Source organism: Bacillus sp. FSL R9-9410 (assembly GCF_038050385.1).
Taxonomy (GTDB): domain Bacteria; phylum Bacillota; class Bacilli; order Bacillales; family Bacillaceae_G; genus Bacillus_A; species Bacillus_A cereus_U.
On the sequence record NZ_JBBOTV010000001.1, the window covers coordinates 1,008,805 to 1,032,729 of the forward strand.

A 23,925-nucleotide genomic window follows, 5' to 3' on the forward strand; every position below is an offset into this window, starting at 1 on the left:
ATATGATATAATTTACAGAAGGTAGTAGAGCCTTGTCTCTATTGCCTTTTTCATTGAGTTATTTCATGGCTTGGATGTGATAAAGATGATTTGTAGTATGACAGGATTTGGAAGATCGAAGGTAGAAAACGATACTTTTCAAATAACAGTAGAAATGAAGTCGGTGAACCATCGTTTTTTAGAAATGAGTATTCGGCTTCCGAAGCAAATGATGGTGTTTGAAGACAAGATTCGTAAAATAATTGCAAAGCAAGTTCGCCGTGGACGTATTGAAGTGTCTATTAGTATAACAGGTGAAGGGCTTGTTGAAAGAAAATTAACTGTGAATTGGGAACTTCTTGAACAGTACCAATCCATTATGGAAAATATAAAAGGGAAATTTCAATTACAAGATTCTATTACACTCGGGCAGCTAATGAGAATGCCAGAAGTAACGGCAGTTGAAGAAATAGAAAATGTAAATGAACAATTTGAAACCGGTTTATATGAGGCTGTTCGCCAAGCTGCTCATATGTTGAAAACGATGAGAGATGGCGAAGGAGAACGATTACATAAAGATATAGCATATCGTTTGCAAGAGATTCATAATTGTGTAAATGCAATTATTCCACATGCACCAATTGTCACACAAAAATATCGTGAACGATTAGAAAATCGCTTAAAAGAATTACATAATCAAGATTTAGATGAACAACGATTGTTGACAGAAATAGCAATATTTGCAGAGCGTTCAGATATTCACGAAGAATTAGTTCGATTACAGAGTCATTTAGATCAATTTCGTGAAGCACTGCAAATTACAGAGCCTGTTGGAAGGAAAATGGACTTCATTGTGCAAGAGATGCATAGGGAAGTAAATACGATAGGTTCTAAGGCAAATGACTTAACAATTTCAAAATATGTCGTAGAAATGAAAAATAACCTTGAAAAAATTCGTGAACAAGTACAAAATATTGAGTAGCTTTCAAAAAATATATAAAGTTATACGTGGTGGAGAAATCGGATAGACTTACTAGGAGGCGCAAACTATGGCCATGCGGTTTTTAAATATTGGATACGGAAATATTGTATCTGCTCATCGAATTATTGCTATTGTAAGTCCGGAGTCAGCTCCTATTAAACGAACAGTACAGGAAGCGCGTGAACATAATGCTTTGCTTGATGCTACGTATGGGAGAAAAACAAGGGCGGTTATTGTTATGGATGATGGGCATGTAGTATTAAGTCCAATTCAGCCAGAGACGATTGCACATCGTTTGAATAATAAAGAAGATTTAAGTGAGGAAGGGTAGGTTTTACATATTTATGAGAAGTAGAAGAGGATTGCTCATCGTTCTTTCGGGACCTTCTGGTGTCGGGAAAGGAACGGTTCGAAAAGAGCTGTTTAGCCATGAAGACACACGTTTTCAGTACTCTATTTCAGTAACAACACGTAAACCGCGTGAAGGTGAAGTAGATGGTGTGGATTATTTCTTTAAAGAGAGAGAAGAATTTGAAGAAATGATTCGTAATGAAAGGTTACTTGAATGGGCTGAGTTCGTTGGTAATTATTACGGAACACCGATTGATTATGTTGAAAAAACGTTACAAGAAGGAAAAGATGTGTTCTTAGAAATTGAAGTGCAAGGAGCAATTCAAGTTAAGAAAGCCTTCCCTGAAGGTGTATTTATTTTCTTAGCACCTCCAAGTTTATCTGAACTAAAGAACCGAATTGTCGGTCGTGGTACAGAAACTGAAGATGTTATTGAAAATCGTTTAACTGTAGCGAAAGAAGAAATCGAAATGATGGACGCTTATGACTATGTTGTAGAAAACGATCAAGTTGAATTAGCTTGCGACCGAATTAAAGCAATTGTGGTTGGTGAACATTGCCGCCGCGAAAGAGTGGCAAAATACTATAAAGAAATGACGGAGGGTCTATAATTATGTTAAATCCATCAATTGACTCATTATTAACAAAAATCGATTCTAAATATACACTTGTAACAGTAGCTGCAAAGCGTGCACGTGAAATGCAAATTGCTGACAATTGTGTTATTGAAAAGCCTGTTTCTTATAAATGCGTAGGTAAAGCATTAGAAGAAATCGATTTAGAAGTATTAAAATATATACCATGCGATGACAAAATAATCGATTAAGACATTCTTTTCGACAAATTAAAACATAGACTTTATAATTTTCTATGTAACGGTAACAACCTATTTACAAGTAGGTTGTTATTTTTTTACGATAGGGATGAAAAGGAATTGAAAAAGACGGAACGAAATACTGGTACTGACGAGCTGGAAATTCTATTTCAGTAGAATAAGTTTGAAAAAGAAAGAGGACGAGTCATATGCTAAAAGGGAAAAAGATACTTCTATGTGTAACAGGAGGCATTGCAGTTTTTAAAGCGGCTGCGTTAACAAGTAAATTGACACAAGCTGGCGCTCTTGTAAAAGTAATGATGAGTGAGTCGGCAATGAAGTTTGTTACGCCTCTTACATTTCAAGCACTTTCTCGCCATGATGTATATACGGATACGTTTGATGAGAGAGACTCGGCTGTTATCGCTCATATTGATTTAGCGGATTGGGCAGATGTTGTACTTGTTGCACCGGCTACAGCTAATTGCATTGGAAAGTTAGCTGGCGGTATTGCTGATGATATGATTACAACTACTTTGTTAGCTACTACAGCTCCAGTGTGGATTGCACCGGCTATGAATGTGCATATGTATGAAAATAAAATTGTTCAAAAAAACATGATGACGTTAAAAACATTAGGATATACATTTATTGAGCCTGGGGAAGGTTTTTTAGCATGTGGTTATGTAGCAAAAGGAAGACTGGAAGAACCTGAAGCGATTATTGGACGGCTAGAAGAGGCTTTCTCAGAACAAAAACCATTGCAAGGAAAGCGAATATTAATAACAGCTGGACCGACACGTGAAAAGATTGATCCGGTTCGTTTTATGACGAATTTTTCTTCTGGAAAGATGGGGTATGCGATCGCAGAAGTTGCAGCAGGCTTAGGTGCTGATGTCATACTTGTGTCAGGACCGACAGCATTAGAGTCACCATTACATGTAACAAGAATACAAGTAGAATCTGCACAAGATATGTTAGAGGCAGTCCTTCAACATTATCAGAATGTGGATGTTGTCATCAAAACAGCAGCAGTTGCAGATTACCGCCCAAAATATGTGCATGATAATAAAATGAAAAAGAAAAATGGCGATGCTGTAATTGAATTAGAAAGAACAGTGGATATTTTAAAAACGTTAGGTGAGAAGAAGGACCAACAGTTACTTATCGGTTTTGCAGCTGAAACGACAAACATAGAGGAATACGCAACGAGAAAATTACGTGAGAAAAATGCAAATATGATTGTTGCGAATGACGTGAAAGCGCAAGGAGCTGGGTTTGGTACAGATACAAATATTGTGACAATGTATAGAAAAGATGGAGAAATTATTGAGTTGCCACTTTTAACGAAGAAAGAAGTGGCTCGTGAAATATTAAAGCAAATAGAAATGATGTTAGAAGATGATCGTGTATGAAGTTTGCAAGTGTGATTGTTGATGTACCTGCACGTCAAACAGATCGACCGTTTGATTATATTATCCCTAAAAAATGGGAAGATATCGTGCAAACAGGAATGCGTGTAGTAGTCCCATTCGGTCCGAGGAAATTGCAAGGTTTTATTATTGGCATAAAGGATTCGGTTGATCTAGAAAGTAAAAAGTTAAAAGCGTTGTATGAAATATTAGATGTCACTCCGGTTTTAAATGATGAATTATTAAAGCTTGGGTATTGGCTTACAAGTGAAACGTTATGTTATATGATTTCAGCTTTTCAGGTGATGCTTCCAACGGCGATAAAAGCAACATATAAAAAGCGTCTGCAACTTCGTAACCAAGAAGAAGTTGCGCCAGAAATTCTTTCTTTATTTCAAGGGAAGGAAACGATAGATTGGGAAGCTATCGAAGCGCAGCCGCACCTATATCGTACTATTCAACAAGAAATTAAAAATGGTACGACTGAAGTGGTTTATCAAGTAAAGGATAAAGTGCAGAAGAAGAAACAAAGAGTAGTTCAACCGGAGTTACCGGCAGATAAATTGGAATTAGCAGCATTTGAACTGAAAAGTAAAAAACAACAAGACGTACTCTATTATTTTGTAGAAAACTACAAAAGTGTACCGTTAAAAAATTTAACAGAAGAATTACAAATAACAGATGCTCCAATAAAATCACTTGTTAAAAAGGGTCTAATCTCAGAAAAGTATGTAGAAGTATACCGGAATCCGTATGACGATGATGATTTTGAACAAACGAAACCATTTCCGCTTACTGAGGAACAAAAACAAGTAATTACACCGATTTTGTCATCAATTAAAAATGAAACTTACAATCCATTTTTACTATATGGTGTTACAGGAAGTGGTAAGACTGAAGTGTATTTACAATCTATAGCAGCGGTACTCGAGAAAGGAAAAGAAGCAATTGTGCTTGTTCCTGAAATTGCGCTAACGCCCCAGATGGTAGATCGCTTTAAAGGTAGGTTCGGTTCGCAAGTTGCAGTTCTTCACAGTGCGCTTTCTGTTGGAGAAAAGTATGATGAATGGCGCAAAATTTTAAGAAAAGAAGTGAAAGTGGTAGTTGGTGCGCGTTCAGCTATTTTTGCTCCCTTTGAAAATTTAGGAATCATTATTATTGATGAGGAACATGAATCGAGTTATAAGCAAGAAGATAACCCGAAGTATCATGCGAGAGATGTAGCAGTGTGGAGAGGACAATACCATAAGTGTCCAATCGTTCTCGGAAGTGCAACGCCGACACTTGAATCGTTTGCTAGAGCGAAAAAAGGTGTCTATGGGTTGCTTACAATGGAAAAACGTATGAACAAACAAGCTTTGCCGACTGTAGAAATTGTTGATATGCGTGAAGAGCTTCGTGATGGAAATCGCTCAATGTTTTCAAAGGCACTGCATGAAAAAATAGCAGATCGATTAGAAAAGAAAGAACAAATGGTTCTCTTTTTAAATAGAAGGGGTCATTCTACGTTCGTGATGTGCCGTGATTGTGGGTATGTCGTACAATGTCCGCATTGTGATATTTCGTTGACATATCACAAAATGAACCATCGTTTAAAATGTCATTATTGTAGTCATGAGGAAAATATGCCAACGGAGTGTCCTGCTTGTAATAGTACGTATATTCGTTTCTTTGGTACAGGGACGCAAAAGGTTGAAGAAGAAATCACAAAACTATTCCCTGAGGCGCGGGTCATTCGAATGGATGTGGATACAACAAGCCGTAAAGGAATGCATGAAAAATTATTAAAGGCGTTTGGTGAAGAGAAAGCAGATATATTACTTGGAACACAAATGATTGCAAAAGGGCTTGATTTTCCGAAGGTGACGCTTGTTGGCGTTTTAACGGCGGATACGATGCTTCATCTACCTGATTTTCGGGCGAGTGAAAAGACGTATCAGCTATTGACACAAGTGAGTGGACGTGCAGGAAGACATGAATTGCCAGGGGAAGTTGTAATTCAAACGTATACGCCGGAACATTACAGTGTAGAATTAGCAAAGAATCAACAATATGATGTATTTTATGAGCACGAAATGCAAATGAGGCAAATGAGACAATATCCGCCATATTACTACGTTGTACTTGTAACTGTATCTCATCCGGAATTATTAAAGGCAGTCCAAGTGACGGAAAAAATTGTCGGTCATTTACGAACGCATTGTTCAAGGCAAACAATGGTGTTAGGGCCGGTTGCTTCAGCAATTCCAAGGATAAAAGATAGATATCGTTACCAATGCATGATAAAATACAAACGGGAACCAAACTTAAAGAACGTGCTCAAAATGGTAAATGAACATTATCAAGCAGAAATGCAAAAAGAGCTACAAATCTCAATTGATTTTAATCCAACAATGTTAATGTAGCGGAGGGAAATATGGCAGTTTTAGAAATTGTAAAGCATCCAAATGAAGTGTTAGAAACATCATGCGAAAGAGTAATTAACTTTGATAAAAAGTTAGTGAAATTGTTAAAAGATATGCATGAAACAATGTTAATTGCAGACGGAGTTGGTCTAGCTGCGCCACAAGTAGGTGTAAGCTTACAAGTTGCTGTTGTTGATATAGGTGATGATACGGGTAAAATTGAATTAATTAATCCTGTTATTTTAGAAAAACGTGGTGAACAAGTAGGTCCCGAAGGCTGCTTAAGCTTTCCGGGACTTTATGGTGAAGTGGAGCGTGCAGATTACATTAAAGTACGTGCGCAAAATCGTCGCGGTAAAATATTTTTAGTAGAAGCGGATGACTTCTTAGCGCGTGCAATTCAGCATGAAATCGATCATTTGCACGGTGTTTTATTTACATCTAAAGTGAAAAGATATTATGAAGCAGGCGAATTAGAATAGGTTTAAAAGGAGCGGTTTTTGAATGATGAAAGTAGTATTTATGGGGACACCGGACTTTTCTGTGCCGGTGCTTCGTCGTCTTATCGAGGACGGATATGACGTAGTTGGTGTTGTAACGCAACCGGATCGTCCAGTTGGTAGAAAAAAGGTTTTAACACCTACTCCTGTTAAAGTAGAAGCGGAGAAACATGGTATTCCAGTATTACAACCGTTAAAAATTCGTGAAAAAGACGAATATGAAAAAGTATTAGCACTAGAGCCAGACTTAATTGTAACAGCGGCATTTGGACAAATCGTACCGAATGAAATTTTAGAAGCGCCAAAGTATAGATGTATTAATGTCCACGCGTCATTACTTCCAGAACTTCGCGGTGGTGCACCAATTCATTATGCGATCATGGAAGGTAAAGAGAAAACAGGTATTACAATTATGTATATGGTAGAAAAATTAGATGCTGGCGATATATTAACACAAGTAGAAGTAGAAATTGAAGAGCGTGAAACAACAGGTTCATTATTTGATAAGTTAAGCGAAGCAGGAGCACACCTTTTATCTAAAACGGTTCCTTTACTAATTCAGGGTAAACTAGAACCAATTAAACAAAGTGAAGCTGAAGTGACGTTTGCATATAATATTAAACGTGAGCAAGAGATAATTGATTGGACAAAAACAGGTGAAGAAGTATACAATCACATTCGCGGATTGAATCCATGGCCAGTTGCTTATACGACTTTGGCAGGACAAGTTATTAAAGTATGGTGGGGAGAGAAGATCTCTATTACAGAGAAAGCTGAACCAGGTACAATAGTAGCTCTTGAAGAAGATGGATTTGTTGTTGCAACAGGGAATGAGACAGGTGTTAAAATCACTGAATTGCAACCGTCTGGTAAAAAGCGTATGAGTTGTTCACAATTTTTACGTGGAACAAAACCTGAAATTGGTACGAAGTTAGGAGAAAATGCATGAGACAAAATGTTCGTGAGTTAGCTCTGGATGGCTTAATTCAAGTAGAAAAAAGTGGTGCATATAGCAACTTACTTTTAAATAATCTGATCGAAAAAAATACAATTGACAGAAAAGATATTGGTTTATTAACTGAAATGGTATATGGAACAATTCAACGTCGTGACACACTAGATTATTATTTACAACCATTTTTAAGAAAAAAGGTTGAAGCGTGGGTAAGAGTGTTGCTTCGCCTATCTTTATATCAAATGTTATATTTAGACCGAGTTCCCGAAAGAGCGGCTATTCATGAAGCTGTTGAGATTGCAAAGCGTCGTGGGCATAAAGGGATTTCAGGTATGGTGAACGGAGTATTGCGTTCAATTCAGCGAGAAGGTGTACCTTCGTTAGAAGAAATCGAAAATCCAGTAGAACGTCTTGCAATTGCAACGAGTCATCCAATGTGGCTTGTACAAGAATGGGCATCCGAATATGGTTTAGAGACAGCAGAGAAAATGTGTGAAGTAAATATGTTGCCACCTGTACCAACAGCACGTGTAAATGTTGATAAAGTAACGGTAGAAGAAGCGGTTGCGTTATTAGCTGATGAGGGTATAGAAGCAAAACGTGGCGAATTGTCAGAGGATGCAATTCAAATTGAAAGAGGAAATGTCGCACATACAGAAGCGTTCAAAAAAGGTTTCCTTTCTATTCAAGATGAAAGCTCAATGCTTGTAGCACGTGCTTTAGAACCGAATAAAGGAGATGCAGTTCTAGATAGTTGTGCTGCTCCTGGCGGAAAAACAACTCATATTGCAGAGCGTTTGGACGGAACTGGTAAGGTAATGGCGCTTGATTTACACGCACATAAAGTACGTTTAATTGAACAACAGGCGAAGAGACTTGGTTTAGAAAATGTAGAAACGATGGCTTTAGATGCTAGAAAAGTTCAAGAGCATTTTGCAAATGAATCTTTTGACAAAATATTAGTAGATGCGCCATGTTCTGGATTTGGTGTTATTAGACGTAAACCTGATATTAAGTTAGGTAAAGATAAGGGCGATAGTGAAAGGTTATCAACGATTCAACTTGCGATACTAGAAAAAATAGCACCATTGTTAAAACAAGGTGGTCGCCTTGTTTATAGTACGTGCACAATTGAAAAAATAGAAAATGAACAAGTAATAAAGCAATTTTTACAAGAGCATCCTGAATTTGAATGGGATACTACGATAAAAGATCGTATGCCAGAAAAGTTAAATCCGTATATTGATGAAGGTCAAGTACGAATTTTACCGCATTATTTTGCAACAGATGGCTTTTATATTGCTTGTTTAAGAAAGAAGGTGTAGCATCATGGAAACGACTGTAAAAAAACAAAAGAAAAATCTAGAGACAAAGAAACCATCAATTTATTCTTTACAACTTCATGAAATGCAAGATTGGTTAAAGGAACAAGGAGAACCTAAGTTCCGTGCAGGACAAATTTTTGATTGGCTATATAAAAAACGTGTAAAAAATTATGAGGATATGTCAAACCTTGCTAAAGGATTGCGCGATAAATTGTCGAATTCCTTTGATATTACTACTTTAAACACTTTAGTAAAACAAACGTCTTCGGATGGAACGATTAAATTCCTATTCCAGTTATATGATGGGTACTCTATTGAAACTGTACTAATGCGACATGAGTATGGAAATTCCATTTGTGTAACAACACAGGTGGGTTGCCGCATTGGCTGTACGTTCTGTGCATCTACACTTGGTGGGTTAAAACGAAACTTAGAGGCTGGAGAAATTGTAGCGCAAGTAGTAGAAGTTCAGCGTGCGCTTGATGAAACAGAAGAACGTGTAAGTTCTCTTGTTGTTATGGGAATTGGAGAACCATTTGATAATTATGATAACTTAATGTCATTCTTACGCATTGTAAATCATGAAAAAGGAATTCATATTGGGGCAAGACATATGACAGTTTCAACAAGTGGAATTGTTCCAAAAATTTATAAGTTCGCTGAAGAAGATATGCAAATCAATTTTGCGATTTCATTGCATGCTGCAAATACAGAGATACGTTCAAAATTAATGCCGATTAACCGTGCTTATAAGCTACCTGATTTAATGGAAGCTGTTAAATACTATGTAAATAGAACAGGGCGTCGTATTACATTTGAATATGGCTTATTTGGAGGAGAAAATGACCAAGTTGAGCACGCTGAAGAACTTGCTACGCTCTTAAAAGGTGTAAAATGTCATGTAAACTTAATTCCGGTAAACTACGTGCCAGAACGTGATTATGTACGTACGCCACGAGAGCAAATTTTCTTATTTGAAAAGACGTTAAAAGATCGTGGAGTGAATGTAACAATTCGCCGTGAACAAGGTCATGATATTGATGCAGCCTGCGGTCAGTTGCGTGCAAAGGAGCGCAAAGAAGAGACGAGGTGACGAGATGAAAGCCGTGTTTCTATCGGATAAAGGGAAAGTTCGTCAACATAATGAAGATAGTGCAGGAGTTTTTCGCAATTTAGATGGAAATATTTTAGCGGTAGTAGCAGATGGAATGGGAGGTCATCGAGCTGGCGATGTAGCTAGCTCGATGGCTATTCAATTATTCCATGATTATTGGAAGCAAACGCATAATATGAATGAGCCTAAAAAGGTAGAAAAGTGGTTACATACTAACGTTGGAATTATTAATGAGCGCATATATGCTTACTCTCAGCAGCATGTAGAATGTAATGGCATGGGAACAACGGTTATCATGGCGATTTGTACACCTAGTTTTGTAACAATAGGTCATATAGGAGATAGTCGTTGTTATATGGTATCAGAGGGAGAAATATCGCTTGTAACGGAAGATCACTCACTTGTAAATGAACTTGTTAGGCACGGTGAAATTTCAAAAGAAGATGCAGAATATCACCCGAAAAAGAATGTTCTGTTAAGAGCGTTAGGAACAGAAGAAAAAGTCGGACTAGATGTTAAAACATTGGTGCTCGAAGAAGACGATCAATTGCTTCTTTGCTCTGATGGATTGTCTAACAAAGTCCCTATGGCTGATATGCAACAAATTTTACAATTGAATGAACAGCTCGAGGCGAAGGGAGAGCATCTCATTCAATTAGCAAATGATCGTGGTGGAGAAGATAATATCACCCTCGTTATTATTGATTATGCGGATTCGACAAACGAAAGTAGGTGAAGTGCAACGTGCTGATTGGAAAACGCTTAAATGACCGTTATAAGCTGCTGAAAATAATTGGCGGTGGAGGAATGGCCAATGTATATTTAGCTCATGATGATATACTTGGCCGAGATGTAGCGGTAAAAATATTAAGACTCGACTATTCAAATAACGAAGAGTTTATTAAACGTTTCCATCGAGAAGCGCAATCTGTTACAACGTTGTCGCATCCAAATATTGTGAATATGTATGATGTTGGGGAAGAGGATGGTATATATTATCTTGTAATGGAATATGTACCTGGACGAACATTGAAGCAATACATAATCGATCGAGGGATGTTACCGATAGGAGAAGCTCTTGATATAATGGAGCAGTTAACGTCCGCTATGGCACACGCCCATCATTTTGAGATTGTACATCGCGATATTAAACCGCACAATATTTTGATTCGAGATGACGGAGTGATAAAAGTAACAGACTTTGGAATTGCGACAGCTACAAGTGCAGCAACGATTACACATACAAATTCGGTGCTCGGTTCGGTGCATTATTTATCACCAGAACAAGCGCGCGGCGGTATAGCGAATAAACAATCAGATATTTATTCACTTGGGATTGTTATGTTTGAATTGTTAACAGGAAGACAACCGTTTTCTGGGGAATCTGCTGTTGCAATTGCGTTAAAACATTTACAAAATGAAATGCCATCTCCAAAAAGATGGAATGAAAATATTCCACAAAGTGTTGAAAATATTATATTAAAGGCGACTGCGAAAGATCCATTTCATCGATATCAATCTGCTAACGCGATGAAACGAGATATTGAAACAGCACTATACCCAGAACGAATAAATGAACAACCATTTTACATACCAGAAGATATGGAAGCGACGAAAGCGATTCCAATTATTCAACAAGAACAACTATTTCAAAATGTAAGTGATGAAACGATTGTATTAAAAGGAAGTAAAGTGGATGAACAAGTAAGAAAAGAAGAGACTGAATCAGGGAAGAAGAAAAAACGAAGTAATAAATGGCTGAAAGTTTTAATTACAACATTTTTACTGTTAGCAATAGGGACAACCTTAGCACTTACTGTTATTCCAGGCTTCTTTATTCCGAAAGATGTGAAGGTTCCTGATGTGGCTGGTATGAAATATACGACAGCTGTAAATACATTAGTTGAAAAAGGGTTTGAAGTTACTGAACCTAATCTTGTATATACAGATGATGTTGAAGCCGGAAAAGTGATAAAAACAGATCCTATAGCAGGAAGAGTAGTGAAAGAAAACTCTAAAATTACTATCTATCAATCAGGTGGGAAAAAGAAAAGTAAGATGCGTGATTTGACAGGAAAAGATTTCGAGAGTATAAGAGCTGATTTAGAAGAAAAATATAAACAAGTTACAATAAATTATATTGAAAATGATAAGCCGAAAGGTGAAATTGTAGAGCAAATACCAACGCCTGATCAAATGGTTATAGAAGCTGAACAAGAACTGAAAGTTTGGGTAAGTAAAGGACCTTATCAAATAAGACCAGGTGATTTTTCAGGGTGGACTGAAAATAGTATAAAAGGTTATTTAAATGAAAGAAAGCTCGTTTCTGATATAAAAAGAGAGTATTCAGATACGGTTGATAAAGGCCTTGTTATTTCACAGTTACCAAAGCCTGGGACACCTTTAAAAGAAGGAGATAAAGTATCGATTGTTATCTCCGATGGTCCGAAGCCTAAAGTGACGAAAACGGTAAAAGTGGATAACATTTCTATCCCATATGAAGCTTCTGCAACAGGTGATAAAAAGCCGCAAACAATAGAAATTTATAAAGAAGATATGCAGCAAAAAATGGATAAACCAGTTGAAACGAGAACAATTACTGAGTCAGCGATTATTTCTTTAGAATTTGTAATTCAAGAAGGTGCAAAGGGACACTATAAGATTGTCCGAGATGGAGTAACGATTATGGACAAGGAAGTACCATATCCAGCTCAATAATAGTGAATTCCATCGTCCTTATATAGAAGATGGAATTCATTACTCTTGCCTGTTATGCTGTCTACATCGTGGACTGTATAACAGGCAAAAATATATGATTCAAAAAGCTGTAAAAGTGATACTGTTGTAAATAATATTTCAAATTTGATGGTAGATTAAATATATGAACCTGGGTATATATTTGGTGGGTTTTGAAATAATTGTTTAAAGAACTCTAGTCTATTCATATTTAATTGCAGTTTCATCTTATACAAAATAAAGGAGAATTATATGCCAGAAGGAAAAATTGTAAAAGCCCTAAGTGGGTTTTATTACGTGCAGAATGAGGAAGGGATTACACAATGTCGCGGGCGTGGTGTATTTAGAAAGAATAAAATTACACCACTTGTAGGAGACCAAGTTGTTTTTCAAGCGGATAATCCGAATGAAGGTTATGTGTTAGAAGTATTTGATCGAAAAAATGAACTTGTTAGACCTCCTATTGCTAATGTTGATCAAGCTATTCTTGTTTTCTCAGCAGTAGAACCTGATTTTAATCCAGGACTGTTAGATCGATTTTTAGTATTGATTGAATATCATAACATTAAACCGATTATTTGTATTAGTAAGATGGATTTAGTAGATGAAAAAATGAGAGAAACTGTTGAATCTTATGCAAATGATTATCGTGAAATGGGTTATGATGTGTTGTTTACTTCTATAAATACATCGGAAAGTATTGATATTCTGAAACCATTTTTAGAAGGTTGTATTTCCGTCGTTGCAGGCCAATCTGGTGTTGGGAAATCTTCAATGCTAAACGTATTACGTCCAGATTTAGAATTGAAAACTAATGATATTTCTTCACATTTAGGACGTGGAAAGCATACGACAAGACACGTGGAATTAATTACAGTTGGAAGTGGACTTGTTGCGGATACACCTGGTTTTAGTTCGCTTGACTTCATAGATATAGAGGTAGAAGATCTTACATATTGTTTTCCAGAGTTGAAAGAAGAGAGCCAATACTGTAAATTTAGAGGGTGTACACACATTGCTGAACCGAAATGCGCGGTGAAAGCTGCGGTTGAAGAAGGAAAGATTACCGAATATCGTTATAAGAATTACAAACAATTCGTAGAAGAAATTAGAGAGAGAAAGCCGAGGTATTAGTAATGATTAAAATTGCACCATCGATTTTATCAGCAGATTTTTCAAGATTAGGGGAAGAGATTAAAGATGTAGAAAAAGGTGGAGCTGACTACATTCACGTCGATGTAATGGATGGACATTTCGTACCAAATATTACGATTGGACCATTAATTGTAGAAGCAATCCGTCCGATTACATCATTACCGTTAGATGTACATTTAATGATTGAAAATCCTGATAACTATATCCCAACTTTCGCAAAAGCAGGAGCTGATATTATTACTGTCCATGTAGAAGCTTGTCCACATCTACATCGTACAATTCAGTTAATTAAATCTCATGACATTAAAGCGGGAGTTGTATTAAATCCACATACTCCAGTTTCAACGATTGAGCATGTATTAGAAGATATAGACATGGTATTACTTATGACAGTAAATCCTGGATTTGGCGGACAGAAATTTATTCATTCTGTATTACCGAAAATCAAACAAGTTGCAGAAATGGTTAAAGAGCGAAATCTACAAGTGGAAATTGAAGTTGATGGTGGTGTCAACACTGAAACGGCAAGACTTTGTATTGAAGCAGGAGCGAATGTTCTTGTAGCAGGATCAGCAGTATACAATCAAAAAGACCGCGGTGAAGCAATTCGTGTAATTCGCGGATAAAGAATGCACCGTTATCCTAGTGAAGCTTCTAGTTCAGTAAGACTTCACTATTTATACATGTTAGAGTGGAAAATAAGGAGAAAGGCAATCTACCGAATGGCAGATTGCCTTTTTACAATAGAAGGGGAAGGAAAAATGATTATTCATATTTTAGCGGGAGGACCTGCAGAATACTGCGCAGATTTTTCTCGGTATGAAAATGAAGAAGTAGTTTGGGCGGCCGTTGATAGAGGAGTGTACCGTTTGTTGAAAAGGGGAATCACTCCGGCTGTTGCGTTTGGGGATTATGATTCAGTTACTGATGAGGAATTAGCATGGATGGGACAGCAGACAAATGAATTACATATTGTCCCGCGAGAAAAAGATCAAACAGATTTAGAAATTGCCATTAGCTGGGCTTTAGAACAGAAACCAAAGTTAATTCGTATTTTTGGTGCTACTGGTGGAAGACTTGATCATGGTTTAGCAAATATTCAGATGCTTTTAAAGGGATTAGAAGTAAATATAGAAATGTGTATTGTGGACAATAAAAATGAAATAATGGTGAAAAATTTTGGTATGTATATAATTGAAGGAAACGAACATTTTCCATACGTATCATTTGTACCAGTTACTGAAAGGGTAGAAGGTATTACACTTCACGGTTTTAAGTACCCTCTTACTAATAAAACAATAGAGTGGGGATCGACACTTTGTATTAGTAATGAACTCATTGAGGAAAAAGGTAATTTTTCATTTACTTCTGGCATATTAATGATGATAAGAAGCACTGATTGAAGAAACAATTTTGCTCCTTGCATCATATAGTGAACAAGTGGAGTAATGGGGATTAGGAGGGAAACCATGAGATTTTATACAATTAAGTTACCTAAATTTCTTGGTGGAATTGTTCGTGCGATGTTAAATACCTTCAAAAAAGACTAAAAAAAGCACCTATTACCGGTGCTTTTTCCATTGGTATAATAAAAAAAGAGCCTAGCGGCTCTTTTTTTTATTATTAAACACGTTCGATTTTGCCAGATTTTAACGCTCTAGCAGAAACGTAAACACGTTGAACTTTTCCGTCGATGCGTACGCGAACTTTTTGAAGGTTAGCGCCCCATTTACGTTTTGTAGCGTTCATTGCGTGAGAACGAGAGTTACCAGAACGAGCTTTTCTTCCAGTGATAGCACAAACACGAGCCATTTATATTTCCCTCCCTTAACTACCGTAACATACGTAATTTTTCAATGTTAGCCTTTTATGCGATGCTAAAAACACTACTATAATTTAACACAACTAAAAAGAGAATGCAACACCGTAGGAAAAAGAAATCAAGAAAAAATACTTGACACCATATGTCAATGGAGAAAAGGTGAAATCAAGAAAAATTGCTTGACATATTATAGTGGTACATGTTGTATAATAACAATGGACTATTTTGCTCATCATAAAAAAATGTAATTTAAAACATAAAATATGAGAGTGAAAAAGAAAGAACGATGGAATTTTCTTTAAAAAGATTATATGATAGTAACTAAAGTAGTCTAGCTCACTTTCACCATTTATGAAGGGGGAAACGAGATGTCAATTGAAATTAAAACGAAGTACGGTCAAATTGATATTAGTACAGATGTAATTGCAACAATTGCTGGAGGTGCCGCAGTAGATTGCTACGGTATCGTAGGTATGGCATCAAAAAATCAGTTAAAAGATGGATTAACAGACATTTTACGAAAAGAAAACTTCACTAGAGGCGTTATTGTTCGTAAAGATGAAGATGAAGTACATATTGATATGTATATTATTGTGAGCTATGGTACGAAAATTTCAGAAGTAGCACATAACGTGCAGACTAAAGTGAAATATACATTAGATCAAACTGTAGGACTAGCAGTAGATTCTGTAAACATCTACGTACAAGGAGTTAAAGTAATAAACTTGTAATGTGCATTAAGGAGGAAAATCTGTGTCAATTCAAAAAATTGATGGAAAACGTTTATCACAAATGATCATTCAAGGAGCCAATAATTTAACAAATAATGTTCAGCTTGTTGATGCATTAAACGTATTCCCAGTTCCAGATGGCGATACCGGTACAAACATGAACTTATCAATGACTTCAGGCGCACGTGAAGTGAAAGCAAATCTTTCACAGCATGCTGGTAAAGTCGGCGTAAGTTTAGCCAAAGGATTATTAATGGGGGCTCGTGGTAACTCTGGGGTTATTTTATCTCAGTTATTCCGTGGTTTCTCTAAATCCATTGAACAAAAAGAAGAATTAACGACAGTTGATTTTGCTGCAGCTTTAGAAGCTGGAGTAGAGGCAGCTTACAAAGCGGTTATGAAACCAATTGAAGGAACGATTTTAACGGTTGCAAGAGAAACGGGTAAATATGCAGTGACAGTTGCGAAAAAACAGCGCGACTTTGTTTTGTTTATGGAAGACGTTGTAAAAGAAGCAAACGCATCGTTAAATCGTACGCCAGATTTATTACCTGTATTAAAACAAGTTGGCGTTGTAGATAGCGGTGGTAAAGGTCTTGTTGTTGTATATGAAGGATTTTTAGCTGACTTAAAAGGAGAAACGATTTCTTCTAATGTGCCTGCCCAACCATCTATGAATGACATGGTACGCGCAGAACATCACCGTAGTGTACAAAGCCAATTGAGTACAGAAGATATTAAGTATGGATATTGTACGGAATTCATGGTGAAATTAGAGCCTAAAAAAATGAAGGAACATAATTTCTCTGAACAAAAATTCCGTGAAGATATTAGTGTGTACGGAGATTCACTACTTGTTGTATCGGATGATGAGGTTGTAAAGGTTCATATTCATGCGGAACATCCTGGAGAACCTATGAACTATGGACAACGTTACGGTAGTCTAATTAAGATCAAAGTAGAAAATATGCGTGAACAGCATACTGCTTTATTAGATGAACCTACCATGGTGCCGGAACAAACGAATCAGCCAATAGAGAAACAACCGTATGGTATTGTAACTGTAGCTATGGGATCGGGTATTAAAACTTTATTTGAGAGCATTGGCGCAACGAAAGTTATCGAAGGTGGCCAAACGATGAATCCGAGTACGGAGGATATTGTGAAGGCGATTGAAGAGGCGAATGCTGAAAAAATCATCATCTTACCAAATAACGGGAATATCGTGATGGCAGCAGAACAAGCAGCGTCAGTTGTAGAACAAGAAGTTATTGTTATTCGTTCAAAAACAGTTCCTCAAGGTATGGCTGCAATGTTAGCGTTTAATCCAGTTGGAACGCTAGAAGAGAATGAAGAAAACATGAAAGAAGCTTTAGCTCATGTGAAAACAGGTCAGATTACGTATGCTGTTCGTGATACGGAAATTGACGGTGTAGCGATTCAAAAAGATGATTTCATGTGTCTTGCAGATGGGAAAATTGTATCTACAAATGCTGAGAAAGTAGGAGCTGCAAAGCAATTACTAGAAGCGCTAATTGATGAGGATTCTGAAATCGTAACAATCCTACAAGGTGAAGATGCAACAGATGAAGAAGTGGCTGAATTAGTTGCGTTTGTAGAAGAGAACTTTGAAGATGCAGAAGTAGAAGTACATGCAGGGAACCAACCGGTGTATTCTTTCATCTTCTCTGTAGAATAAGAAAAGATTCGATTTGAAAATAAATGGGTTACTTACTTGCTAATGGATAAGAAATAGTGATATGAAATTTATTACTAGTTTTTATTCAAAAGGCTAGCATATTGATGATAGAAAAGAGCCTTGCTGCTAATAGTGAGGCTCTTTTCTTACGTATTGTACAACTTTGCTTTATCCCGCTATTTGTGGGCAGTAAAACCCCCACCCCTAAATTCGGCTGGAGCAAAGAAGTTAGGTGGGAGATTAACTGCCCGTAAACGCCCGATTGGTGAAGGCTAATAATCAGTGGGGGATGAACAAAACCCCCACTGATTATAGTTTCACTTTATACAGAGGGATTAGAGTAGTTTCTCTTAGAATGCCTATGATAGAATATATAAGGTGAAAGAGAGCGATTACAGATGTCAATGATATTAATGGATAATCAATAGAATGAATCAAAGAAAATAATGTGACGGAGCGTGAGAATCTTGAATGAAGTTGTACAAGTTCCTGTTACGGATGTAAAGGGAATCGGAGGAGAAACATCTGAGTTGTTACACGAGATGGGAATTTATACAGTTTCTCATCTATTAGAACATTTTCCGTACCGCTATGAAGACTATGCGATGAAAGATCTTGCTGAAGTAAAGCATGACGAGCGTGTAACAGTTGAGGGGAAAGTTCATAGTGCTCCTTTACTGCAATATTATGGGAAGAAGAAGTCACGTCTTACAGTTCGTGTTCTCGTCGGTCGTTATTTAATTACAGCTGTATGTTTTAATAGACCATACTATAAACAAAAGTTAAATTTAGATGAAACGGTAACGATTACTGGTAAATGGGATCAGCATCGCCAAACAATTGCTGTATCAGAACTGAATTTTGGACTGGTTGTACGACAACAAGAAGTAGAACCTGTATATTCAGTGAAAGGAAAACTGACAGTAAAACAGATGCGCCGTTTTGTTGCACAAGCATTTAAGGAGTATGGAGATTCTATAGTCGAAGTGTTACCAGATGGTTTGTTAAGTCGATATAAATTATTATCACGCTATGAAGCGCTCAGAGGGTTACATTTTCCAGTGGGACAGGAAGACTTAAAGCAAGCGCGTCGCCGTTTTGTATATGAGGAGTTCTTCTTGTTTCAGTTGAAAATGCAAACATTACGGAAAATGGAAAGGGAAAACTCGAAAGGGACGAAAAAAGAAATTTCATTAGTAGAATTACAAGAGTTTACTGATGCACTTCCGTTTCCGTTAACTGGTGCACAACGCCGGGTTGTAGATGAAATAATGAAAGATATGACATCTCCGTACCGAATGAATCGATTATTGCAAGGGGATGTAGGTTCTGGGAAAACAGTTGTTGCTGCGATTGCTCTTTATGCGGCGAAATTGGCTCATTATCAAGGTGCTTTGATGGTTCCTACAGAAATTTTAGCCGAACAACATTATCAGTCGCTCGCGGAGACGTTTTCACATTTCGGTATGAAGGTTGAATTGCTAACAAGTTCTGTTAAAGGTGCGAGACGTCGAGAAATTTTGTCGAGATTAGAACAAGGAGAAGTAGACATCCTTGTTGGGACGCACGCTTTAATTCAAGACGAAGTTATATTTCATAGGTTAGGTCTCGTTATTACCGATGAACAGCATCGATTTGGTGTGGCGCAGCGCCGGGTTTTACGTGAGAAAGGTGAAAGTCCAGATGTGTTGTTTATGACGGCGACCCCAATCCCGCGTACGTTAGCTATCACTGCATTTGGAGAGATGGACGTTTCTATTATCGATGAAATGCCAGCTGGTAGAAAGGTAATCGAAACGTACTGGGCAAAACATGATATGTTAGATCGTGTTCTCGGCTTTGTGGAGAAAGAGATAAAAAAAGGAAGACAGGCATATGTTATTTGCCCTCTTATTGAAGAGTCTGAGAAGCTTGATGTACAAAATACTATCGACTTACATAGTATGCTGACTCATCATTATCAAGGGAAATGCCAAGTTGGATTAATGCATGGGAGACTATCATCCCAAGAAAAAGAAGAGATAATGGGACAGTTTAGTGAAAATAAAGTGCAAATTCTTGTGTCGACAACAGTTGTTGAAGTAGGTGTGAATGTACCAAATGCGACTGTTATGGTTATTTATGATGCGGAACGTTTCGGTTTATCACAGCTCCATCAGCTGAGGGGGCGTGTTGGGCGTGGTAGTGAACAATCATATTGTTTATTAATTGCGGACCCAAAATCAGAAACGGGAAAAGAAAGAATGCGCATTATGACTGAAACAAATGATGGATTTGTATTGTCAGAAAAAGATTTAGAGTTACGAGGTCCTGGGGATTTCTTTGGAAGTAAGCAAAGTGGTCTACCAGAATTTAAGGTTGCTGATATGGTGCATGATTATCGGGCGTTAGAAACAGCAAGACAAGATGCGGCGATACTAGTTGATTCAGAAGCGTTTTGGCATAATGATCAGTATGCTTCGCTGCGTACTTATCTTGATGGGACAGGTGTGTTCCAGGGAGAGAAGCTCGATTAAAAGTAGTCTGCAAAAGTTTTTGTTGCATTCTACTTTTAATGATTATATACTACTTTTAGTACCTAGTCATAAAAATGGATGGTGCGGTATGAAAAAAAGAAGAAGTAAAAAAGAAAGACAAGAATTATTACAACAAACAATAGAAACGAATCCTTTTATAACGGATGAAGATTTAGCGGAAAAATTTCAAGTGAGCATACAAACTGTTCGTCTTGATCGTATGGAATTATCTATTCCTGAATTAAGAGAACGAATTAAGCATGTGGCTACAAAACAACATGAAGAAGACGTGAAATCTTTACCGTTAGAAGAGGTTGTCGGAGAAATTATCGATATAGAATTAGATAGACATGCGATTTCTATCTTTGAAGTAAAGGTAGAACATGTATTTAAAAGAAATCAAATTGCTCGTGGGCATCATTTGTTTGCGCAAGCAAACTCACTAGCTGTTGCGGTTATTGATGAAGAATTAGCTTTAACTGCAAAGTCCACCATTCGATATATTCGTCCTGTAAAATTAGGAGAGCGTGTTGTTGCAAAAGTACGTGTTGAAGATGTAGAGAATGATAAAGGACGGACGGTTGTCAAAGTGCGTAGCTTTGTTGGAGAAGAACTTGTCTTTACAGGCACTTTTGAAATGTATCGATCTAGTAATTATAGTGAGGAAGGTAACAACTTATGAAAATCGCAATAGATGCAATGGGCGGCGATCATGCACCAAAGGCTGTAGTATTAGGAGCAATGAAAGCTATTAAGGAATACTCAGATTTACATATTACGTTAGTAGGGAAAGAAGAGGGAATTCGTCAATATTTAACGAGTGAAGAGCGAATTACTATACTTCATACGGACGAAAAAATCGAATCGACAGACGAACCAGTAAGAGCGGTTCGTCGAAAAAAACAAGCTTCAATGGTACTAGCGGCGCAGCAAGTAAAAGACGGCGTAGCGGACGCTTGTATATCAGCAGGTAGTACAGGAGCTTTGATGGCAGCTGGATTGTTTGTTGTTGGTCGTATGGAAGGAATTGAACGACCAGCTTTATCACCTACAATGCCAACTGTTGATGGAGAAGGTTTTGTTATGTTAGATGTTGGAGCAAACGTTGATGCAAAACCAATTCATTTATATCAATATGCAGTAATGGGCTCTGTTTACGCAGAGAAGGTAAGAGGAATTAAAAATCCACGCGTTGGACTTTTAAACGTTGGAACAGAGGATGGTAAAGGAAACGAGCTTTCAAAACAAGTCTTTGCTATGCTCAAGGATGCACCAATTAATTTCGTTGGAAACGTTGAATCAAGAGATTTATTGCAAGGTGTAGCAGACGTTGTTGTATGTGATGGTTTTACGGGTAATGTAGCGCTAAAATCATTAGAAGGAACAGCACTTGCGTTATTCTCTATGTTAAAAGAACAATTAATGAGTTCGTTTACGAGCAAATTAGCAGCAGCGGTATTAAAACCAAAACTTATGGTATTGAAAGATAAAATGGATTATTCGGAGTATGGCGGAGCGGCGTTATTTGGATTGAAAGCTCCTGTCATTAAGGCTCACGGTTCTTCTAATGACCAATCGATATTTAGTGCGATTCGTCAAACGAGAGAAATGGTAGCGAAAGAAGTAATTCCTACAATTTCAAGTGTAATGGAGAAGGAGCCGCTTCAATAAGAGGAGGATTTGAAATGGGAAAAATAGCATTTCTTTTTCCGGGCCAAGGTTCACAGGCAGTTGGAATGGGTAGACAGTTAGCGGAGAATAATAAAGAGGTTGCGAAAGTGTTTGCAAAAGCGGATGAGGTTTTGCATGATTCTCTTTCAGAAGTGATTTTTGAAGGACCGCAGGAAAAGTTAACATTAACGACAAATGCGCAGCCGGCACTATTAACAACGAGCTTTGCAATTTTAACAGCTTTGAAGGAGTATGATATTACACCTGATTTTGTCGCAGGACATAGTTTAGGTGAATATAGCGCTCTTGTAGCTGCTGGTGCATTAACATTCGAAGACGCTGTATATGCTGTAAGGAAACGCGGGGAATATATGGAAGAAGCTGTTCCAGGCGGGGAAGGTGCAATGGCAGCTATTTTAGGTGCGGATCCGGATATGCTGAAACGAGTTACAGAAGAAGTAACAAGTGAAGGATACGCAGTACAAATTGCTAATATGAATAGTACGAAGCAAATTGTTATTTCTGGAACAAAGCAAGGAGTAGAACTTGCTTCTCAAAGAGCGAAAGAAAATGGCGCTAAAAGAGCAATTCCGCTCAAAGTAAGTGGACCGTTTCATTCCTCGCTTATGAAACCAGCTGCTGAGAAATTCCAAAGTGTTTTAAATGAAATTACAATTCAAGACACGAATATTCCTATTATTGCAAATGTTACGGCAGATGTTATTACACGTGGTACAGATATTCAAGAAAAGCTAATTGAACAGCTCTATTCGCCTGTATTATGGTACCCATCTATTGAGTATATGGTGAATCAAGGGGTAGATACATTTATTGAAATCGGACCTGGAAAAGTACTTGCTGGTCTTATGAAGTCGATTGATTCTTCAGTGAAAGCATATGCGATATATGATGAAGAGACATTAAAAGATACCATTTCAAATTTGAGAGGAGAAAGCTGATGTTAAAAGGGAAAGTAGCATTAGTAACTGGTGCTTCACGTGGGATTGGTCGTGCGATTGCCATTGATTTAGCGAAACAAGGGGCAAATGTTGTAGTAAATTATGCTGGTAATGAGCAAAAGGCGAATGAAGTAGTTGATGAAATAAAGAAATTAGGTTCAGATGCCATTGCAGTAAGAGCAGATGTTGCAAATGCTGATGATGTTACAAGTATGGTGAAACAAACTGTAGATACGTTTGGACAAGTTGATATTCTTGTAAATAACGCTGGTGTAACAAAAGATAATTTATTAATGCGTATGAAAGAAGAAGAATGGGATACAGTTATTAATACAAACTTAAAAGGTGTTTTCTTATGTACGAAAGCAGTATCGCGCTATATGATGCGTCAACGTCATGGACGTATTATTAATATCGCTTCTGTTGTTGGTGTAACAGGAAACCCAGGACAAGCAAATTATGTAGCTGCTAAAGCTGGTGTAATTGGATTAACAAAAACATCAGCAAAAGAATTAGCGAGCCGAAATATTACTGTAAATGCAATTGCTCCAGGGTTTATTACGACTGATATGACGGATGTATTAGATGAAAATATAAAAGCAGAAATGTTAAAATTAATTCCTGCGGCTCAGTTTGGAGAAGCACAAGATATCGCAAATACTGTAACATTTTTCGCTTCTGATCAAAGTAAATATGTTACAGGTCAAACGTTAAATGTTGACGGCGGTATGGTAATGTAATAAAAGAATCGATTTCACCTAGTTTTTTTGGACAATATTTTATATAATATTTGAGGGGA

General features: G+C 37.3%; 24 protein-coding genes. 23 read left to right on the forward strand and 1 reads right to left on the reverse strand.

Features of this window, described 5'->3' with window-relative positions:
• The first annotated feature begins 85 nt into the window (after nucleotides 1–85).
• From MKX77_RS05565 to spoVM, 16 genes are all read left to right on the forward strand, one after another.
• The gene (locus MKX77_RS05565) at nucleotides 86–961 is read left to right on the forward strand and encodes a YicC/YloC family endoribonuclease (protein WP_002160720.1); all 876 of its coding nucleotides are present in this window, start codon (nucleotides 86–88) and stop codon (nucleotides 959–961) included.
• Nucleotides 962–1,028: 67 nt separating this feature from the next.
• Nucleotides 1,029–1,292 (forward strand): extracellular matrix/biofilm regulator RemA, encoded by a 264-nt coding sequence (remA, locus tag MKX77_RS05570; RefSeq protein ID WP_001251456.1) that lies wholly within the window; start codon nucleotides 1,029–1,031, stop codon nucleotides 1,290–1,292.
• Between the two features lie 13 nt (nucleotides 1,293–1,305).
• The gene (gene gmk / locus MKX77_RS05575; protein WP_002173127.1) at nucleotides 1,306–1,923 is read left to right on the forward strand and encodes a guanylate kinase; all 618 of its coding nucleotides are present in this window, start codon (nucleotides 1,306–1,308) and stop codon (nucleotides 1,921–1,923) included.
• A gap of 2 nt (nucleotides 1,924–1,925) precedes the next feature.
• Nucleotides 1,926–2,138 carry a DNA-directed RNA polymerase subunit omega gene (rpoZ, locus tag MKX77_RS05580; protein WP_113769756.1) on the forward strand — a complete coding sequence of 71 codons (213 nt, stop codon included), beginning with the start codon at nucleotides 1,926–1,928 and terminating at the stop codon, nucleotides 2,136–2,138.
• A gap of 197 nt (nucleotides 2,139–2,335) precedes the next feature.
• Nucleotides 2,336–3,541: a bifunctional phosphopantothenoylcysteine decarboxylase/phosphopantothenate--cysteine ligase CoaBC gene (gene coaBC / locus MKX77_RS05585; RefSeq protein WP_113769755.1), complete on the forward strand. Its 1,206-nt coding sequence runs from the start codon at nucleotides 2,336–2,338 to the stop codon at nucleotides 3,539–3,541.
• Nucleotides 3,538–5,943 carry a primosomal protein N' gene (gene priA / locus MKX77_RS05590; RefSeq protein WP_341305996.1) on the forward strand — a complete coding sequence of 802 codons (2,406 nt, stop codon included), beginning with the start codon at nucleotides 3,538–3,540 and terminating at the stop codon, nucleotides 5,941–5,943. The genes coaBC and priA overlap by 4 nt, the downstream gene beginning before the upstream one ends.
• 11 nt (nucleotides 5,944–5,954) lie before the next feature.
• Nucleotides 5,955–6,425, forward strand: a complete 471-nt coding sequence (def, locus tag MKX77_RS05595) for a peptide deformylase (protein WP_215553976.1) — start codon at nucleotides 5,955–5,957, stop codon at nucleotides 6,423–6,425.
• Between the two features lie 22 nt (nucleotides 6,426–6,447).
• Complete coding sequence (gene fmt, locus MKX77_RS05600; protein WP_002160723.1) at nucleotides 6,448–7,392, forward strand: methionyl-tRNA formyltransferase; 945 nt, start codon at nucleotides 6,448–6,450, stop codon at nucleotides 7,390–7,392.
• Nucleotides 7,389–8,723 (forward strand): 16S rRNA (cytosine(967)-C(5))-methyltransferase RsmB, encoded by a 1,335-nt coding sequence (gene rsmB, locus MKX77_RS05605; RefSeq protein WP_215553975.1) that lies wholly within the window; start codon nucleotides 7,389–7,391, stop codon nucleotides 8,721–8,723. Before fmt ends, rsmB begins: the two co-directional genes overlap by 4 nt.
• 4 nt (nucleotides 8,724–8,727) lie before the next feature.
• Nucleotides 8,728–9,816 (forward strand): 23S rRNA (adenine(2503)-C(2))-methyltransferase RlmN, encoded by a 1,089-nt coding sequence (rlmN, locus tag MKX77_RS05610; protein ID WP_199714954.1) that lies wholly within the window; start codon nucleotides 8,728–8,730, stop codon nucleotides 9,814–9,816.
• Nucleotides 9,817–9,820: 4 nt separating this feature from the next.
• On the forward strand, nucleotides 9,821–10,573 hold the full coding sequence (locus tag MKX77_RS05615; RefSeq protein ID WP_215553974.1) for a Stp1/IreP family PP2C-type Ser/Thr phosphatase: 753 nt from the start codon (nucleotides 9,821–9,823) through the stop codon (nucleotides 10,571–10,573).
• An 8-nt stretch (nucleotides 10,574–10,581) separates the two neighbouring features.
• Nucleotides 10,582–12,555 carry a Stk1 family PASTA domain-containing Ser/Thr kinase gene (gene pknB, locus MKX77_RS05620; protein ID WP_341305997.1) on the forward strand — a complete coding sequence of 658 codons (1,974 nt, stop codon included), beginning with the start codon at nucleotides 10,582–10,584 and terminating at the stop codon, nucleotides 12,553–12,555.
• A 270-nt stretch (nucleotides 12,556–12,825) separates the two neighbouring features.
• On the forward strand, nucleotides 12,826–13,707 hold the full coding sequence (gene rsgA / locus MKX77_RS05625) for a ribosome small subunit-dependent GTPase A (protein WP_215553972.1): 882 nt from the start codon (nucleotides 12,826–12,828) through the stop codon (nucleotides 13,705–13,707).
• Nucleotides 13,708–13,709: 2 nt separating this feature from the next.
• The gene (rpe, locus tag MKX77_RS05630; protein ID WP_215553971.1) at nucleotides 13,710–14,354 is read left to right on the forward strand and encodes a ribulose-phosphate 3-epimerase; all 645 of its coding nucleotides are present in this window, start codon (nucleotides 13,710–13,712) and stop codon (nucleotides 14,352–14,354) included.
• Between the two features lie 96 nt (nucleotides 14,355–14,450).
• Complete coding sequence (locus MKX77_RS05635) at nucleotides 14,451–15,131, forward strand: thiamine diphosphokinase (protein WP_215553970.1); 681 nt, start codon at nucleotides 14,451–14,453, stop codon at nucleotides 15,129–15,131.
• Nucleotides 15,132–15,197: 66 nt separating this feature from the next.
• Nucleotides 15,198–15,278: a stage V sporulation protein SpoVM gene (gene spoVM / locus MKX77_RS05640; protein ID WP_001213599.1), complete on the forward strand. Its 81-nt coding sequence runs from the start codon at nucleotides 15,198–15,200 to the stop codon at nucleotides 15,276–15,278.
• Nucleotides 15,279–15,351: 73 nt separating this feature from the next.
• Here the strand turns inward: spoVM and rpmB are convergent, their stop codons facing one another.
• Entirely contained in the window at nucleotides 15,352–15,540 is a 189-nt protein-coding gene (gene rpmB, locus MKX77_RS05645) for a 50S ribosomal protein L28 (RefSeq protein WP_000124776.1), read from the reverse strand.
• Between the two features lie 378 nt (nucleotides 15,541–15,918).
• On the opposite strand from rpmB, the gene MKX77_RS05650 reads away from it, so the two are divergent.
• The 7 genes from MKX77_RS05650 to fabG all read left to right on the forward strand — a co-directional run bounded on the left by MKX77_RS05650 (nucleotide 15,919) and on the right by fabG (nucleotide 23,866).
• Entirely contained in the window at nucleotides 15,919–16,281 is a 363-nt protein-coding gene (locus MKX77_RS05650; RefSeq protein ID WP_000021109.1) for an Asp23/Gls24 family envelope stress response protein, read from the forward strand.
• A 22-nt stretch (nucleotides 16,282–16,303) separates the two neighbouring features.
• Complete coding sequence (locus MKX77_RS05655; RefSeq protein WP_215553969.1) at nucleotides 16,304–17,980, forward strand: DAK2 domain-containing protein; 1,677 nt, start codon at nucleotides 16,304–16,306, stop codon at nucleotides 17,978–17,980.
• A gap of 467 nt (nucleotides 17,981–18,447) precedes the next feature.
• A complete protein-coding gene (gene recG, locus MKX77_RS05660; RefSeq protein WP_341305998.1) occupies nucleotides 18,448–20,496 on the forward strand; it encodes an ATP-dependent DNA helicase RecG in 2,049 nt (682 codons plus the stop codon).
• Between the two features lie 88 nt (nucleotides 20,497–20,584).
• Complete coding sequence (fapR, locus tag MKX77_RS05665; protein WP_000747354.1) at nucleotides 20,585–21,178, forward strand: transcription factor FapR; 594 nt, start codon at nucleotides 20,585–20,587, stop codon at nucleotides 21,176–21,178.
• A complete protein-coding gene (gene plsX / locus MKX77_RS05670; protein WP_002128828.1) occupies nucleotides 21,175–22,167 on the forward strand; it encodes a phosphate acyltransferase PlsX in 993 nt (330 codons plus the stop codon). Before fapR ends, plsX begins: the two co-directional genes overlap by 4 nt.
• Nucleotides 22,168–22,181: 14 nt before the next feature.
• Nucleotides 22,182–23,126 carry an ACP S-malonyltransferase gene (gene fabD / locus MKX77_RS05675; protein WP_002160730.1) on the forward strand — a complete coding sequence of 315 codons (945 nt, stop codon included), beginning with the start codon at nucleotides 22,182–22,184 and terminating at the stop codon, nucleotides 23,124–23,126.
• Nucleotides 23,126–23,866 carry a 3-oxoacyl-[acyl-carrier-protein] reductase gene (fabG, locus tag MKX77_RS05680; protein WP_002160731.1) on the forward strand — a complete coding sequence of 247 codons (741 nt, stop codon included), beginning with the start codon at nucleotides 23,126–23,128 and terminating at the stop codon, nucleotides 23,864–23,866. The genes fabD and fabG overlap by 1 nt, the downstream gene beginning before the upstream one ends.
• The last annotated feature ends 59 nt before the right edge of the window (nucleotides 23,867–23,925 follow it).